The following is a 16,762-nucleotide window of genomic DNA, read 5'->3' as shown; positions in this document are numbered from 1 at the left end:
GAAGACACCCCGGGTGTCGACGTGCCGGGCTCCCGCCCGATGTGCTGCGGCTACAGCGATCGTGAGGAGCATTCCATGCAGATCAAGAAAACAGTGGGCGTCGCCGCCGTCCTGGTGAGTACGGCCGTGGTGCTGGCCGGATGCGCCAGCTCCGGGTCGTCGTCCGGTTCGTCATCGAGTCCGTCCACCACGGAGGCGGCGCTCGCCGCCACATCGGCGACATCGTTCAAGCGCGACTTCTCGAGCATGGCGGCGCTCAAGCCGCTCGCCTCGAAGGGAACGGGCAATGTGACGGTCATCCTGCCGGACACGGTTTCCTCGGCGCGCTACACGGAGTTCGACGCCCCGTATCTGAAGGAGGCGTTCACGGCTGCCGGCCTGACGTCGAGCCAGTTCACCGTCCAGAACGCGCAAGGCAGTGATGCCACTCAGCTCACGGACGCCCAATCCGCGATCACCGCCGGCTCCAAGGTGCTCGTCGTCGACCCGCTCGACGCCGGTGTCGGCGCGAAGATCGAGGAGTATGCCAAGCAGCACAGCGTGAAGGTCATCGACTACGACCGGTTGACGCTCGGAGGCACCCGCGCCTACTACGTCAGCTTCGACAATGTGAAGGTCGGCGAGCTGATCGGCAACGGGCTCGTGACCTGCACGAAGGACTGGAATGTGAGCAAGCCGGCAGTCATCGAGATGAAGGGTGACCCGACCGACAACAACGCGACACTCTTCGCGCAGGGCTACGACTCGGTGCTCAACCCGCTCTACAGCTCGGGCTGGACCAAGGTCGCTGAACCGGCCGGAACCTGGGACCCGCCCACAGCGGCGACCGAGTTCGCCCAGGCGTACACCGCTCACCCGAACGCCAATGCCGCACTCGTTCCGAACGATGAGAACGCCGCCCCGATCATCACGTACCTGAAGAACCACGGCATCAAGGAGAAGGCGTTCCCGATCACCGGTCAGGACGCGACGCTGGTGGGGCTGCAGAACATCCTGTCCGGGTACCAATGCGGCACCGCCTACAAGCCGATCTATCTCGAGGCTCAGGCAGCGGCAGCGCTCGCGATGTACCTGCGGGCGGACGTGACGCCCCCAGCCGGCCTGGTCAACGGGTCGACCATGGACACCGTCAGCAAAGTCGCCGTGCCGTCCGTGCTGCTGAAGCCGGAATGGGTGACGACGAGCAACATGAACTCTACGGTCATCGCCGACAAGTTCGTGACCGCCGCTCAACTGTGCACCTCGTCGTTCGCGGCGGCGTGCAAGGCTGCCGGAATCCCGACCTCGTGAGCGAGGAGCTAGCGGATGCCCGCCCGGCCGGGACACCGGCCGGGCGGGCTCTGCTCGACGACGAGACGCCCTTGCTGAGCCTGCGAGGGATCAGCAAGCATTTCGGTCCCGTTCAGGCGCTGAAAGGCATCGATCTCGATCTGCCCGCCGGTAAGGTCACGGCGCTCGTCGGTGACAACGGCGCCGGCAAATCGACCCTGATCAAATCCATCGCGGGGATCCATACGATCGACGGCGGGGAGATGCTGTGGAACGGTCGGCCTGTGCACATGGGTGGACCGCGCGACGCCTCCGCGCTCGGGATCGAGACTGTCTACCAGGATCTCGCCCTGTGCGACAACCTGGACATCGTTCAGAACATGTTCCTCGGGCGCGAGATGCTGCACGACGGCCTCCTGCTGAACGAATCCGTCATGGAGACCAAGGCGAAGCAGACACTGAGCGAGCTCTCCGTCACCACGGTCAGCTCGATCCGCCAATTGGTGTCGTCGCTCTCCGGCGGCCAACGGCAGGCCGTCGCCGTCGCCCGAGCCGTGATGTGGGACGCGAAGCTGGTCATCATGGACGAACCGACCGCCGCGCTCGGTGTCTCGCAGACCTCGATGGTGCTGGATCTGATCAAACGCCTCAGCACCAACGGCATCGCCGTGCTGCTCGTATCCCACAACCTCAATGACGTGTTCGAGGTGGCCGACAGGATCGCCGTCATGTATCTCGGCACGCTCGCCCGGACCGCCCCGGTCGGCGAGTTGACCGTGAACACGGCCGTCGAGCTGATCACCACGGGAACCGTCTCGAACAGCAACGGTCGGGAGTACTGATGTCCACTTCAACGGAACCGGCGACCCCGCCCGTCGCCGATGTGCCCGGTCGCCCCGCCGCCACCCTGGGCGGCTACTTCCGGGCCTGGATCGCACGCATCCGCTCCGGCGAGAGCGGGGTGCTGCCGGTCGTCGGCGGGTTGATCGTCATCATCATCATCTTCCAGCTGAACAACTCAGTCTTCCTGTCGCCGAACAACATCATCAATCTGATGGTGCAGGCCTCGGTGTTCGTACTGTTCGGCGTCGCGGAAGTGTTCGTGCTGCTCCTCGGCGAGATCGACCTGGCGCTGGGCTTCACCGGCGCCATCGGTGCCGTCTTCACGGTGTGGATCACCGGGCCGCCTTACAACCTGCCCTGGTATGTGGGTGTGCTCCTCGGGCTCGCTGTCGCCACGATCATCGGCGCGGTGTGGGGGTTCCTCATCACACGGCTCCGCATCCCGTCGTTCATCGTCACGCTGGCCGGGCTGCTCGGCCTGCAGGGTCTGCTGATCTTCGTCATCAACGGTCTGGCGGGTCCGAGCAGCGGCGGCACCATGTCGGTCAGCAATGCGGTGATCAACGCCATCGCCTACGGGTACATGAACACCGTTCTCGCCTGGGTGGTGCTCGCGCTGGTCGTGGCGGCCTACGCAGTCTTCGCGCTGGTGGGCGATCGGCAACGCCGTGCGGGAGGGCTCGTCACCCAGCCGGTCGGCCTCAGGATCGTGAAGATCGCGTTGATCGCCGCGGCGGGGATCGCCCTCGTGCTGGCCTGCAGCGCAGGGGAGGGCGTGCCGTGGGCTGTTCCGATCGTGCTGGCCATCGTCGCCGGCTGGAGCTTCCTGCTCGCGCAGACCCGGTTCGGGCGGTATGTCTACGCGATCGGCGGCAACGCGGAGGCCGCCCGTCGAGCCGGCATCAACCTGTCGCGCATCCGATTGATCGCATTCGCCTTGGCTAGCCTCACCGCCGGCGCCGCGGGCATCTTCTACGCGGCCAGGCTCGGCTCGATCTCCAGCAACGTCGACGGCGGCCAGTACGTGCTGCTCGCGGTGGCCGCGGCGGTGATCGGCGGCACGAGCCTCTTCGGCGGTCGCGGCAAGATCGTCCACGCCCTGCTCGGTGGTCTGATCGTCGCCACGATCTACAACGGCATGGGTCTGCTCAACCTGTCGGCGGCCACGCAGCTGATGGTGACGGCACTGGTGCTGCTCGCCGCGGTCACCGTCGACGCTCTCAGCCGACGGAACCGCTCCACGACCTGAGCCCGGAGAGGGACAGATCTCTCTCTCCCCCCCCCCCCAGCAAACCGTCGAGTCCACGAATTGTCTGTGGACTCGACGGATTTTCGGCGACTTCCTGCGTAGTCGGCGGTGAGAGTTTGTGGGAGGGCGGGGTCAGCCGGCGAGGACTTTGCGGATGCGCTGCACGGATACGGTCTCGGCGGTGCCGAGGGTCTGCGCGAAAAGGCTCACCCGAAACTCTTCGAGCATCCACCGGGCGTGCACGATCGACTCGGGGGCGTCGGCCGGCAGTGGGATGCGCCCGCCCGCTTCCGTGTAGAGGGCCACTGCCGTCTCCACCTGCGTCTGCCACGCCCGGTCGCGACCGGGGTTCACCGGGAGAGCGGCGATGCGCTGGGTGATCCCGGTGAGGTAACGGGGGAGGTGCACGAGCCGCTCCAGCCCGGTCGCCGAGACGAATCCGGGGTACACCAGCCCGGCGAGTTGCGCTTTCGCGTCGCCGAGGGCGGCGAGGAAGACGATGCTGGTTGCCCCGCCGATGGCCTTCTCCGCGGTGCGGGCCGCGGTGAGGATCCGCGAGACGAGCGCGACCGTCTCGAACATCGAATCCATCACGATCCCCGAGACACGATCGCGCACCGCCTCGAACTCGGCCCGCATGAACAGCTGACCGTCCGGCTTCATGCGGTAGAGCACACTGTCGATCACGGCGAGCAGGCAGTCGTCGAACAGTGCTTTCGTGGTCGGGTACGGGCTTGCGGCCAGGGTCAGTTTCTCGGTCGATGTCAGATGCTGCTGCACATAGGCGACCGGTGAGGGCACGGAGGCGAGCAGGAGCCGGCGAACACCGGCGGGCAGCGCGCGCGCCTGGTCGGCCGGCGTGCTCATGAGCCGGATGCTCACACTCGTGCCGTCGTCGACGAGCGACGGATATGCGCGGATGACATTGGTGGAGCCGCCCGGCCCCTTCTGCTCGGTATCGAGGTAACGGGGGAGCTCGTCGAAGTCCCAGCTCGTGAGCCCCGAGCGTTCGATCGCGTTCGGCGTGCGGGCTTCGGCCACCTTGGCCACGGAATCCCGAGCGCGGCTGCGCAACCGTTCCTGCAGTTCGGCGAGGTCTTTCCCGCTCGCGACCGGGCGCCCGCGCTCGCCGATCACCTGGAACGTCGGTCGCAGATGGGTCGGGATGCGGTCGAGGTCGAAGTCATCGGCACTCACCCGCGAACCGGTGAGCCGGCTGATGGTGGCGGCGAGTGTCTCCGCGAGCGAGGCGGCTGGGCGCTCACCGGTGTGGGATCGCATTCCCGCTGTGTCGTTCAGCTCGCCGAGCAGACGTCTCGCCCAATCGCCGGCGGGCACGACGAGGCGCCGGATGGCTTTGGGCAGCGACTTGATCATCGCGGTGACGAGCTCCTGCCTCAGACCCGGAACCTGCCAGTCGAAGCCGTCGGGGAGCAGCCCGGCCAGCAGCGGCAACGGCACCTGCACTGTAACGCCGTCGTCGTCGGCGCCCGGTTCGAATCGGTAGCTCAGTGTGAGCTGCTGGTCGCCCTGCCGCCACAGCGGCGGGAACGACTCGTCGTCGACCACCGTCGAGTCGTCGGCGAGCAAAGCCTCCTGCGTCATGGTGAGCAGGTCCGGGGTCTCGTTCTTGGCCTTGCGCCACCAGCCTTCGAAGCTTCGCGTGGAGGTGACGTCGGCCGGGATGCGCCGATCGTAGAAGTCGAAGACCGCCTCGTCGTCGTTCAGGATGTCGCGACGACGGGTGCGCTCCTCCAGCTCGCGCAGCTCGGCGCGGAGCTTCGTGTTGGCGCGGTCGAACGCCTGCTTGGAATCCCACTCCCCGTCGACCAGCGCGTGTCGGATGAACAGCTCGCGCGACAGTTCCCGGTCGACCCGGGAGTATTGCACCCGGCGGCGCGGGATGATCGGCACCCCGTAGAGCGTGACGCGTTCGTAGGCGACGACCGCGCCCTGGGTTTTCTCCCAGTGCGGCTCGCTGAAGGAGCGCTTGCAGAGGTCGCCGGCGATGGGCTCGGCCCAGGCGGGGTCGACGGCGGCGTTCATCCGCGCGAACAGGCGGCTCGTCTCGACGAGCTCGGCGCTCATCAGGGCGTTCGGCTGCTTCTTGGCCAGTGTCGAGCCGGGGAAGATCACGAATCGCGTCTGGCGTGCGCCCAGGTATTCGGCGCTGCGACCGGCACGGGCGGATGCCGGGCCCGGCCCGCGACCGGAGCCGGCCTTGTTGCCCGAGGCCATCGCATCCTTGAGGCCGAGATGGGAGAGCAGCCCGGCGAGCAGTGAGCGATGGATGCCGTCGGGGTTGACCGAGGGTTCGCCGATGGTCAGGCCGAGCGGTTTGGCGAGCTGGCGCAGCTGGCGGTAGACGTCCTGCCATTCGCGCACGCGCAGGAAGTTGAGGAACTCCGCCTTGCAGAGGCGCCGGAACGCGCTCGACGAGAGCTCCCTCTGCTTCTCCTCCAGATAGTTCCACAGGTTGAGCAGTGTGAGGAAGTCGCTGGTGGGGTCGGCGAAGCGGGCGTGCATCGCATCCGCGGTGCCGCGCTTCTCGACCGGACGTTCACGTGGGTCCTGGATGGTGAGGCCGGCGACGATGGCCATCACCTCGCGCGAAGTGCTGTGCTGCTTCGATTCGACGACCATCCGGGCGAACCGCGGGTCGATGGGGAGCAGGGCGAGATTGCGGCCGACTTTGGTGAGTGCGTTGTCGCCGTCTTTGTTCCGGGTGACAGCGCCGAGTTCGCTCAGAAGGTCGAGACCGTCTTTGATGCCGCGCGAATCGGGAGGGGTGAGGAACGGGAACGCGGCGATGTCGCCGAGCCCGAGAGAGATCATCTGCAGGATGACCGCGGCCAGGTTGGTGCGCAGAATCTCGGGTTCGGTGAACTCGGGCCGCTTCTCGAAATCCTCCTTCGAGTACAGTCGGATCGCGATGCCGTCGCTGGTGCGGCCGGAGCGACCGGACCGCTGGTTGGCGCTGGCCTGCGAGATCGCCTCGATCGGGAGCCGCTGGACTTTGGCGCGCACGCTGTACCGGGAGATGCGCGCGGTGCCGGCATCCACCACGTACTTGATGCCGGGAACCGTGAGACTCGTCTCGGCCACATTCGTCGCGAGGATGATACGGCGGCGCACGCCGGGCATCGTCGACGGCTGGAACACGCGGTGCTGCTCAGCGCTCGACAGCCGGCCGTAGAGGGGGAGCACCTCGGTGTGCGGAAGGTTGCGGCCGATGATCGCGTCGGCCGCATCCCGGATCTCGTTCTCGCCGGAGAGGAACACGAGCACATCACCGGCGGCCTCGCGGCCGAGCTCGTCGATGGCTTCGGTGATGCCCTGCAGATAGTCACGGTCGGCCGAGGGGATCGGATCCGCATCCTCGTCGTCTTCGAGCGCCTCGGCGACCAGCGGTCGGTAGCGCACTTCCACGGGGAAGGTGCGGCCGGACACTTCGACGATCGGCGCCGGGCGACCGTCGGTGTCGGCGAAGTGGGCCGCGAAACTCTGCGGGTCGATCGTCGCGGAGGTGATGATCACCTTGAGGTCGGGCCGCTTCGGCAGCAGCTGCCGAAGATAGCCGAGCAGGAAGTCGATGTTGAGGCTGCGCTCGTGCGCCTCGTCGATGATGATCGTGTCGTATTTGCGCAGCATCCGGTCGCGGTGCATCTCGTTCAACAGGATGCCGTCGGTCATGAGCTTGATGCGGGTTCCGGCTCCGACCCGGTCGGTGAACCGCACTTGGTAGCCGACCAGGCCGCCGACCTCCTCGCCGAGCTCCTCGGCGATGCGTTCGGCGATAGTGCGCGCGGCCAGACGACGCGGCTGCGTGTGGCCGATGCTCTCGCGCCCGATCTCCAGGCAGATCTTCGGTAGCTGCGTGGTCTTGCCCGAGCCGGTCTCACCCGCCACGATCACGACCTGATTCTCCCGGATGGCGCGCCCGATCTCCTCTCGCTTCTGGCTGACCGGCAATTCGGGCGGGAAGTGGAGGACGGCGGGGGAGAGGGCGGAAGACATGAGCCTTCCATCCTACGACGTCGCGGCGACTGTAGCTCTTCCCCGCCTCCCCGCCTCCCCGGCTGAGCGCGGGCTGCTGATTCGCCGGGGGCGGGCCGACCGCCCGAACCGGATGATTGCCCCGTGACCGGCGGTGCCGTAGGTTGCAGACAACCCGAACAGGATTCGCGCCTGCGACAGGTTCTTTTGTCGATGAAGACAGGGAGACCATCATGAGTCACGGTTACGCCACGATGTCGGTCGCGAGTATTCTCGCCGAGACCGCGCACCGGATGCCCGACAATGTCGCGCTGATCTTCGGCGACGCGCAGATCACCTACGGCGAGCTGTGGAAGCAGACCCGGGGCTATGCCGGCGCTCTGCGGTCCCGCGGCATCGGCGAAGGGGATGCGGTGGCTCTGCTGCTGCCCAACGTCCCCGACTTCCCGCGCGCCTACTACGCCGTGCTCGCCCTCGGGCGGTCGTCGTGCCGGTGCATGCCCTGTTGAAGGCCGAAGAGATCGACTACGTGCTGCGCGACAGCGGCGCGAAGCTGCTGATCTGCGCCGCACCACTGCTCGGCGAGGGCGCGAAGGGGGCGACAATGGCCGGGGTGGAGACGCTGTCGGTGCTGGTGCCCGACGAGCAGAAGGGGGCTCTGCCGTTCGCCCGGTTGGAGGACGAGGCCGCGAGCGCGCATCCCATCGACACCTACGTTCCGCGGGACCCGTTCGACACGGCGACGATCCTCTACACGAGCGGTACGACAGGCAAACCGAAGGGGGCGGAAGGGTGTCACTTCTCGCTCGTCGAGCAGGTCAACGTGCTGCTGGCCGGAACGCTCGACCTGGAGCCGAGCGATCGTATCCTCGGCTGCCTGCCGCTGTTCCACACCTTCGGCCAGACCTGCGTCATGAATATGGGCTTCCGGGCCGGAGCCACCGTGGTGCTCGTGCCCAAGTTCGACGGCGCGACGGCGCTCGCATTGATGAACGCCAACCGGTGCACGGTGATGACCGGCGTGCCCACCATGTACATCGCGCTCCTGGAGGCGGCCAAAGGCAACCCGGAGCGTCCCCCGCTGCGGTACGGCATGTCGGGCGGGGCGGCGATCCCGGTCGCCGTCATCGAGCGGATGAAGGAGGTGTACGGCATCGACGTGCACGAAGGGTACGGGCTCACCGAGACCTCGCCGGTGGCCTCGTTCAACCACCGCGGCCTGCCCACCCGCGTCGGCACCGTCGGCACACCGATCTGGGGCGTGGATGTGGAGATCGCCGACGCCGAGATCGACGACCGGGTCGAGTTGCTCTCCCGCGGCGAACTCGGCGAGATCGTGGTGCGCGGACACAACCTCATGAAGGGCTATCTCAACCTGCCGAAGGCGAACGCCGAAGCCGTGGTCGACGGCTGGTTCCGCACCGGCGATCTCGGCACCAAGAGCGATGACGATTACATCACCATCGTCGACCGCAAGAAGGACATGATCGTGCGCAACGGCTACAACGTCTACCCGCGCGAAGTGGAGGAGGTGTTGTCCACCCATCCGGCGGTGGCCATGTGCGCGGTCTTCGGGGTGAGCGACGAGACTCACGGCCAGGAGGTCATGGCGGTCGTCACGCTGATGCCCGGCGCCAGCGCGGAAGGCACCGACCTCGTGGCGTTCGTGAAGGAGCATGTCGCGGCCTACAAGTTCCCGCGCCGCATCGAGATTCTGGAGGCGTTGCCCCTCGGCCCGAGCGGCAAAGTCCTGAAGCGTGAGCTGGTCGCGCGCTACGACGGGATGTGACCGGCCTCAGCGTGTCCCGTTCACGGCCGCCGGCTCACGGCGCAACGTCGAGGATGCGCAGCCGATACGAGGAGTGCAGGTAGAACGCTCCGAACGCCGCGTAGACGAGGCAGGCCACCGCGGGAACGAATGCGTCGTCCGGTTTGGAGGCGAGGGCGCCGAGCAGGGCGATCCCAGCGGCGACGACGAGGCCGGAACCGATCCAGAAACCGGCAGCCGGGCGAGCGGTCGCCCGCCACCACACCCGCGGATCTTCGCGGTTCTCGTCCGCGCCGCGGAAGGTGCGCACGCCGATCACGATGTAGGCGACATTGAGGATCGCCACGATCACGACGTCGATCGTGCTGTTCACGAGTCGCTGGAAGAGGAAGACGTTCAGGATCAGCAGCAGCGCGTAAACGCCGACGATGTAGATGACCTTGCCGGTGATCGACACAATACGCACGCGCCCAGCCTAACCGTCCGACCTGGCCCATTCCTCTGGCGAAGGGCGGCGAAAGCAGCCGAATCGGGTGATTTCCGCTGCAGCTGCCGCCCCTCGGCGGGGACGGTCAGTTGACCTCGTTGGGGTGGGAGCTGACGCGACCCTCGCGCTCCATGGCGGTGATCGTCGCCATCTCGGCGGCCGTCAGCTCGAAGTCGAAGACGTCGAAGTTCTCGGCCATGCGCTCCCGACGGTTCGACTTCGGGAACACGATGTTGCCGCTCTGCAGGTGCCAGCGGATGACGACCTGCGCCGGCGTCTTGCCGTGTGCTTCGGCGGGCGCGGCCACCTCGGGCGCGTCGAACAGCGGGTACTTGCCCTGGCCGAGCGGACCCCAGGCTTCGATCTGGATGCCGTGCTCGCGGGAGAACGCGGTCACCGCCGGCTGCTGGTGCGCGGGATGCAGTTCGATCTGGTTGACCGCCGGCACCACATCCGTTTCGGCCAGCAGCTTCTCCAGATGCGGCACGAGGAAGTTGGAGACGCCGATCGCCTTGGCGCGGCCGGTTGCGGCGATCTTCTCGAGCTCTTTCCACGCCTCGACGAAGGTGTCCTTCTCGGGGGTGGGCCAATGGATCAGGTAGAGGTCGACGTAGTCGAGCCCCAGCTTGCCGAGCGACTCGTCGAACGCGGCCTGCGCATCCGTCTGTCGGTCGTTCCAGAGCTTGGTGGTGACGAAGAGCTCCTCGCGCGCGATGCCGGATGCGGCGATCGCTTCGCCGACGCCGGTCTCATTGCCGTAGATCGCCGCGGTGTCGAGGTGACGGTAGCCGACCTCGAGCGCGTCGGTGACGATGTGCGTTGTCTCGGCCGGGTCGACCCTGAAGACGCCGAAGCCGAGCTGCGGGATGCTGGTGCCGTTGTTGAGCTTCAGCGTGGGGATATTTGCGTTTGCAACCATTCATCCAAGATAATCGCTGTCGAGGCCGCATTCCAATTGCCGGCGGCGATGGATTCAGTGCCCGCGGCGATCAATCGGGTAGCGTCGATGCATGGCTTCGCGTGAACAGATCGACGCTCTCGCCCGGCAGTTGACGGCGGAGCATGGCGACCGGCTTCTTCGGGTGCGCGACGGAATGCTCCGACTCATCGATGCGGCCTCCGACGAAGACGGACCCCAGCAGACCGAGACGGTGGGCATCCTGTCGCCGGTGCGCGAGGGGGTGCTCTGCCTCGTCTCCTGCATCTGCATCGCCGCCTCCGAGGGGCAGCCGATCACCGTGATCGCCACCCGGGTGAGCGCGGTCGACCGACACGAGGCGGAGGTGTCACCGACGGAGACCGAGGCTCTCGCCTTCTCGCGTGCCCTCCTGGGGGATTCGTGGTTCGCGATGTCGCTGCGGGATCGCACCGAGATCCGGGATGCGGAGCACGCGTCGCGCGGCGTGCGCCTGTACCTGTCGGGAGATTTCCAGCCCGGTGTTCCCGAGGTGCTCGGCGACGCGCTCGTGCCGACGGTGGAGACGTTCACCGCCGCAGATGACGTCCGATGACGCCCGAGGTTTACGCCGTGTGACGCACGACCTGGCATCCGGGGGTGGGCGGGCCTAGCGTCGTGCCATGCCCCAGCTTTCCACCACCCGGCCATTGCGTGTCGTCGCCGTCTCCGGCAGCCTTCACACCCCGTCGAAGACGACGGCGCTCGTCAAGGAGATTCTCGCGTCATTCGCGCGCGAACTCACCGTCGAGGCGCACCTTGTCGCCGTGAACGAGATCGGTCCCGACTTCGCGGGCGCGCTGCGCCGCGACCAGCTGCCCGCGTCGGTCGAAGACGAACTGCAGCGCATCGAGAACGCCGACCTCCTCATCGTGGCGAGCCCGGTCTACCGTGCCTCTTTCACCGGACTTTTCAAGCATCTCTTCGACTTCGTCGGCCAGTACGCGCTCGTCGACAAGCCCGTACTGCTCGCCGCTACAGGCGGGTCGGACCGGCACGCGCTCATCATCGAGCACCAGTTCCGGCCGCTGTTCGGGTTCTTTCAAGCACTCACCCTTCCGATCGGCGTGTACGCCAACGACGCCGAGTTCACCGATGGGGCGGTCAGCAGCCTCGACCTGCAGGAACGCATCGACCTCGCCGTCACTCGCTCGCTGCCGCTGATCCGCAGCAATGTGGCCGAGGCCGACTCGATCGCCAAATACCTGGGTCGATGAGTCCCCGCACCGAGCGATCCGGCGGCTGACGGATGTCTGACCACCTGATCCTCGGCGCGGTCTTCCGCGGGCTCGGCGCCTACCCGTCCGGCTGGCGTTACCCGGGTGCCCACAACGATCCGCTGCGGGATGTGGGCCTGTTGCGGCGAACCGCCCGGGCGGCGGAGGCAGCCAAATTCGACTACCTCTTCTTCGGCGAATGGCTGGCGACCGGGCCGGACTTGGAGTTCCGCGACCCCGACCTCCTCGCGCGTCTCGACCCGGTGAGTTCGATCGCATACCTTGCGGGGGTCACCAAACGCATCGGGCTGATCGCCACGGCGAACACCTCCTTCTTCGACCTGTACTCGCTGGCGCGGCAGACGGCGTCGATCGACCGGCTGAGCGCGGGACGAGCCGGGCTCAATGTGGTCACCGGTGCCGACCCGCGGGCGGCCGGCAACCACGGCCGCGATGTGCGGGACGGGACAGAACCCCGCTACGACCAGGCGGCGGAGTTCGTCCAGGCGCTGCGCCGGCTCTGGGACAGCTGGGAGGATGACGCCTTCGTGCGCGACCGCCGAGGCGGCAGGCTCATCGACCCCGACCGCTTGCATCGAACGGATGCGGTGGGCGAGCACGTGCGTGTCACCGGTCCGCTGAACGCCCCCCGCCCGGTGCAGGGGCACCTTCCGATCATGCACGCCGGCACGTCGACGCGCTCGCGGCAGCTCGCGCGGGAGCAGGCGGATCTCGCCCTCGTGGCCTGGCCGACCCTCGCCGAGGCGGTGGCGTTCCGCACCGAGCTCATCCGACAGACCCGTCTGCTCGGCCGGGACGGCGCTCCGAAGGTCGTCACGCCGCTGCTCCCGGTCGTCGCCGAGACGACGGCTGAGGCGCGCGCGATCTTCGACGAGTTGCTGCGCCTGCTCCCTCTGGACGACGGGTCGGAGCTGTCGCGGTCGCCGGACTTTCCGACCAACCGCAGCATCCGGTCGTTGTCGGGTGCCGTCGGCGTGCCGCTGGGGGGCGTCGGACTCGACGACGAGGTTCCGCTGCGCGTCTCACGCCGGTTCACGGAGGGCGGGCAGCGTCTGCTCGAGACGGTGGCGGCCCGAACCGGTCGCCTGGTCGGCGGCGATTCCGCCGTGACCTACCGCCATCTGCTGGCGACGCACGCCGTTCCCGTCGCGGCGGTAGTCGGCAGCACGCAGGAGGTCGCCGATCATCTGGAGGAGTGGTTCGGTGCCGGTGGTGTCGACGGTTTCAACGTGCTGACACCGTTTCTCAGCGCCCCGTTCGACGCGTTCACGTCGCTCGTGGTGCCCGAGCTGCAACGCCGGGGGCTTTTCCGCACCGACTACGAGGGGTCGACGCTGCGGGAGCATCTGGGGCTGCGGCGGCCGCGGAACCTGCACCGCGCAGAAGGCGGGGTCGGCCGCGCCGACGACACATTCGACGGCATCGTCGGCGAGCGCGCCTCGGCCTGATCGGGGCCGCTCAGGCCTTGCGGTTGTTCGAGCGACGAGCGATGGCGAAAGCGAGCGTTCCGACGAAGAGGATGACGGCGATGATCGCCAGCCAGAGCAGCCCCTTGAAGGCGAATCCCACGACGGCGAGCGCCGCCCACACAACGAGAATGATGATGATGGCGGCCATGGTGGTGTCGTCCTTTTCTGTTGTCGAGCTGTCGAGCGACTCAGGTCGAGCGGCTCAGGTCGAGCGGCTCAGGTGGAGTCCTCATGTGGGCCCGTGGCGATGAGAGCGCCGGGGGTGGCGCGCAACTCGACCAAGGGGCAGGCGAAGGGATCCTTCTCCCGAGTCCGACCCGGTTGATGTAGCGCGTCACGATCGCGTACGACTCGATGAGGGTCGTCTCGGTGTAGTGCACACCTTTCTCGTCGCAGAACGCCCGGATGGTCGGTGCGGCTTTCCGCAGGTGGGGTCGCGGCATCGACGGGAAGAGGTGGTGCTCGATCTGGTAGTTCAGACCGCCCATCAGGAAGTCGAGCAGCAGATTCCCACGGATGTTGCGGCTCATCAGCACCTGGCGACGTAGAAAGCTGAGCTTCAGGTCGTGCGGAACCAGCGGCATCCCCTTGTGGTTCGGTGCGAACGACATGCCCATGTAGACGCCGAAGAGTCCGAGCTGCACCGCGAGGAACGCGGCCGCCTTCCCGGGTGGGAGCACGACGAGCACCAGGGCGAGGTAGCCCAGGATGCGCACGGCGAGAAAGGCGATCTCCACCGGGCGCCGCTGCATCGGCCTCCGGGAGAAGACCCGGCGAACGCTCGATGCGTGCAACGACAGACCTTCCAGCAGGAGGATCGGGAAGAAGAACCACCCCTGATGCCCGATCACCCAGCGCAGGAGGGGCGCCCGCTCGGCGGTGGCCTGGGCCGGCGTGAACGCCACGACCGGGAGGTCGATGTCGGGGTCGCTGCCCTCCTTGTTCGGGTTGGCGTGGTGACGGGTGTGTTTGTGCTGCCACCAGCCGTAGCTCATCCCCACGAACAGATTGCCGACCACGAGGCTGATCCAGTCGTTCCAGCGCCCCGAGCGGAAGATCTGTCGGTGGGCGGCGTCGTGTCCGAGGAAGGCGATCTGGGTGAACACGAAGGCGAACAGAGCGGCGGTGACCAGCTGCCACCAGCTGTCGCCGAGCAGCAGGAACAGCCCGATCGAGGCGATCGTGATCACCGGAACGGCGATCAGTTTCGTCCAGTAGTAGCCGTAGCGTCGTCGCAGCAGGCCGGAGTCGCGGATGATCGCCGCCAGCTCCACGAATTCGTCGACGTGGGTCGGCTTCGCCCGCTCGCCGATCGGAGGAGTGGAGGCCGGAACGAGTTCCGCTGCCCCCGGGTTCGTGTTCATGTCGACTCCCACACCGCTTGAGATCAAGCGCCGGGGTCTGGGACACTGCCTCCATTCTACTCGTGACCGGGACGCGGGGGCCCGGCTGCCAGCGAACGCGCAGCACGCGCCCGAACCCGGCCGCCGCGGCCGATCCCGCACCCGGCCGCCGCGGCCGATCCCGCACCCGGCCGCCGCGGCCGATCCCGCACGCGGTCGCCGCGGCCGATCCCGCACGCCGACGCCGTAGGCTGACCGCATGGCGAACCGGCTCGCAGACGCGATCAGCCCGTATCTGCGCTCGCACGCCGACAACCCGGTCGATTGGTTCCCATGGGGCGCAGAGGCGTTCGCCGAGGCGCAGCGCCGGGATGTGCCGCTGCTGATCTCCATCGGCTATGCCACCTGCCACTGGTGCCACGTGATGGCGCGCGAGAGTTTCGCCGATCCGGTGCTCGCGGCCGAGCTGAATGCGCAATTCGTGGCGGTCAAGGTGGATCGGGAGGAGCATCCGGAGGTCGACGCCGGCTATCTCTCCGCCGCCAGCGCTTTCACCGGAAATCTTGGTTGGCCGCTCACCGTCTTCGCCACGCCGAGCGGAAGGGCCTTCTTCGCGGGAACCTATTTTCCGAGCGCCCCGATGGCCGGTCACGCCTCGTTCCGGCAGGTTCTCGACGCCGTTTCGGATGCGTGGCTCACACGCCGAGCAGAAGTGGAGGAGAACGCCGCTCGGGTCGTCGAGGCTTTGAGCGAGGCAGCCGGTGCCGCTACCGCTGTCTCCGAGCTGCCCGATGAGCGCGCCCTCGCCGAGGCCGTCTCGCTGCTCGTCCGCGCTGAAGATCCGGTTTTCGGCGGTTTCGGCACCGAACCCAAGTTCCCGGTGGCGCCCGTTCTCGGTTTCCTGCTCGCGCGTGAGGACGGCGGCGAGTTGGCCGCCCGAAGCCTCGAACGGATGGCCGCCTCCCCGTTGCGCGACCCGGTCGACGGCGGGTTCTTCCGCTACGCGACCCGTCGCGACTGGAGTGAGCCCCACTATGAGCGGATGCTGTACGACAACGCCCTGCTGCTGCGTGAGTATGCGCGCGCCTGGCAGCGCGGTGTCACCGCGGGGGAGGAGACCGAGTGGGCGCGGACGGCCGCCGACGGGATCGTTCGGTTTCTTCTGGACGTTCTGCGTCGCCCGGCCGGCGGTTTCGCGTCGGCGCAGGATTCGGAGAGCGTCGTCGACGGTGCCCGCGTGGAGGGCGCCTTCTACCGTGCCGATCCGTCTGCGCGGACGCACCTGACACCGCCGCCCGTCGACGGCAAAGTGCTCACCGGCTGGAACGGTTTCGCGATCGGCGCCCTGGCCCGGGCCGGGTTCGCGTTCGACCGGCCAGAGTGGTTGTCGGCGGCGCGGACGGCCGCGGTCACGCTCCTTTCGCACCATGTCCGGGGTGACGGAACACTGGTGCGGATGTCGCTCGACGGTCGGGTTTCCGGCGCGAGCGCCAGTCTCGAGGACTACGGCGGCTTTGCCGGCGGGCTGCTCGACCTGGCACTCGCCACCGGTGAACCACGCTTCGCCGTGTCGGCCCGCGATCTGATCGACCTCTGCCTGGGCGCTGCCGGGGAGGCCGACTGCCCGTTCGAGGTTCCGGGCGGTGGCGACCCGGTGCTGCAGAGCAGCGGGATGGGCATCCGAGTGGACCCGTCGGAGGGTGCGTATCCGTCGGGCTTGTCGGCCGCCGCATCCGCCGCCCACACCCTGTATCTGCTGACGGCGGAACGTCGGTTCGAGCGGGCCGCCCGCGAGGCGATGCGGGTGGTCGCCGCCCAGGCCGTTCGGTCGCCGAGCGCGTTCGGGGCCGCATTGGAGCTCGTGTCTGAGCTGGCAGCGGTTCCTGAGCAACTCGTCGTGGTGTTGCCGCCGGGCGATTCGCACTGTTCGGGTGACGCCCCCTCGACCCGGCGGGGATGCTCGCCGCCGTTCGGCGCCGCCCCTCGCATCTCACCGCGATCGCCACCGAACCGGCCGCGCGTGCTTTCGCCGAGGCCGGTTTCACCCTGTTCACCGCGCGCACGACCCGGGATGCCCGCCCCACCGCTTACCTGTGCAGCGACTTCGTCTGCCGCCTGCCTTCGACCGATCCGGCTGAGCTGAGC

Annotated in this window: 11 protein-coding genes and 2 pseudogenes; 8 read left to right on the top strand and 5 right to left on the bottom strand. The window is 67.7% G+C overall.

Annotated features, from left to right (window positions below):
• Window positions 1-75 precede the first annotated feature (75 nt).
• Genes K5L49_RS06350 through K5L49_RS06340 form a run of 3 tightly spaced genes read left to right on the top strand, consistent with a single transcriptional unit; the run spans window position 76 to window position 3,361 of the window.
• Entirely contained in the window at window positions 76-1,290 is a 1,215-nt protein-coding gene (locus K5L49_RS06350; protein WP_223691265.1) for a sugar ABC transporter substrate-binding protein, read from the top strand.
• On the top strand, window positions 1,287-2,111 hold the full coding sequence (locus tag K5L49_RS06345; RefSeq protein ID WP_223691263.1) for an ATP-binding cassette domain-containing protein: 825 nt from the start codon (window positions 1,287-1,289) through the stop codon (window positions 2,109-2,111). The genes K5L49_RS06350 and K5L49_RS06345 overlap by 4 nt, the downstream gene beginning before the upstream one ends.
• On the top strand, window positions 2,111-3,361 hold the full coding sequence (locus K5L49_RS06340) for a sugar ABC transporter permease (RefSeq protein WP_223691261.1): 1,251 nt from the start codon (window positions 2,111-2,113) through the stop codon (window positions 3,359-3,361). The genes K5L49_RS06345 and K5L49_RS06340 overlap by 1 nt, the downstream gene beginning before the upstream one ends.
• 132 nt (window positions 3,362-3,493) lie before the next feature.
• Here the strand turns inward: K5L49_RS06340 and hrpA are convergent, their stop codons facing one another.
• The gene (gene hrpA / locus K5L49_RS06335) at window positions 3,494-7,378 is read right to left on the bottom strand and encodes an ATP-dependent RNA helicase HrpA (RefSeq protein ID WP_223691259.1); all 3,885 of its coding nucleotides are present in this window, start codon (window positions 7,376-7,378) and stop codon (window positions 3,494-3,496) included.
• A 212-nt stretch (window positions 7,379-7,590) separates the two neighbouring features.
• On the opposite strand from hrpA, the pseudogene K5L49_RS06330 reads away from it, so the two are divergent.
• A pseudogene (locus K5L49_RS06330) lies at window positions 7,591-9,146 on the top strand (long-chain-fatty-acid--CoA ligase).
• 34 nt (window positions 9,147-9,180) lie between these two features.
• On the opposite strand, the gene K5L49_RS06325 reads toward K5L49_RS06330, so the two are convergent.
• Together K5L49_RS06325 and K5L49_RS06320 are read right to left on the bottom strand one after the other, a co-directional pair.
• Window positions 9,181-9,591 carry a hypothetical protein gene (locus K5L49_RS06325; protein WP_223691257.1) on the bottom strand — a complete coding sequence of 137 codons (411 nt, stop codon included), beginning with the start codon at window positions 9,589-9,591 and terminating at the stop codon, window positions 9,181-9,183.
• A gap of 106 nt (window positions 9,592-9,697) precedes the next feature.
• Window positions 9,698-10,531 carry an aldo/keto reductase gene (locus K5L49_RS06320; RefSeq protein ID WP_223691255.1) on the bottom strand — a complete coding sequence of 278 codons (834 nt, stop codon included), beginning with the start codon at window positions 10,529-10,531 and terminating at the stop codon, window positions 9,698-9,700.
• 91 nt (window positions 10,532-10,622) lie between these two features.
• Between K5L49_RS06320 and K5L49_RS06315 the strand changes: the two genes are divergently transcribed.
• The 3 genes from K5L49_RS06315 (at window position 10,623) to K5L49_RS06305 (ending at window position 13,253) form a co-directional block, all read left to right on the top strand.
• Entirely contained in the window at window positions 10,623-11,123 is a 501-nt protein-coding gene (locus K5L49_RS06315; protein WP_223691254.1) for a hypothetical protein, read from the top strand.
• Window positions 11,124-11,190: 67 nt separating this feature from the next.
• Window positions 11,191-11,784 (top strand): FMN reductase, encoded by a 594-nt coding sequence (msuE, locus tag K5L49_RS06310; RefSeq protein WP_223691252.1) that lies wholly within the window; start codon window positions 11,191-11,193, stop codon window positions 11,782-11,784.
• Between the two features lie 32 nt (window positions 11,785-11,816).
• A complete protein-coding gene (locus K5L49_RS06305; RefSeq protein WP_223691250.1) occupies window positions 11,817-13,253 on the top strand; it encodes an NtaA/DmoA family FMN-dependent monooxygenase in 1,437 nt (478 codons plus the stop codon).
• 10 nt (window positions 13,254-13,263) lie between these two features.
• Here K5L49_RS06305 and K5L49_RS06300 read toward each other — a convergent pair whose 3' ends face one another.
• Entirely contained in the window at window positions 13,264-13,422 is a 159-nt protein-coding gene (locus K5L49_RS06300; protein ID WP_223691248.1) for a hypothetical protein, read from the bottom strand.
• Between the two features lie 68 nt (window positions 13,423-13,490).
• A pseudogene (locus K5L49_RS06295) lies at window positions 13,491-14,638 on the bottom strand (fatty acid desaturase family protein).
• A gap of 238 nt (window positions 14,639-14,876) precedes the next feature.
• Between K5L49_RS06295 and K5L49_RS06290 the strand changes: the two are divergent.
• Complete coding sequence (locus K5L49_RS06290) at window positions 14,877-16,760, top strand: DUF255 domain-containing protein (protein WP_308116522.1); 1,884 nt, start codon at window positions 14,877-14,879, stop codon at window positions 16,758-16,760.
• Window positions 16,761-16,762: the final 2 nt, after the last annotated feature.

It is taken from the genome of Leifsonia poae, assembly GCF_020009625.1.
Lineage (GTDB): Bacteria > Actinomycetota > Actinomycetes > Actinomycetales > Microbacteriaceae > Leifsonia > Leifsonia poae_A.
Note: the sequence above shows the minus strand (reverse complement) of the source record. Positions and strands in the feature narration are given on the sequence as shown.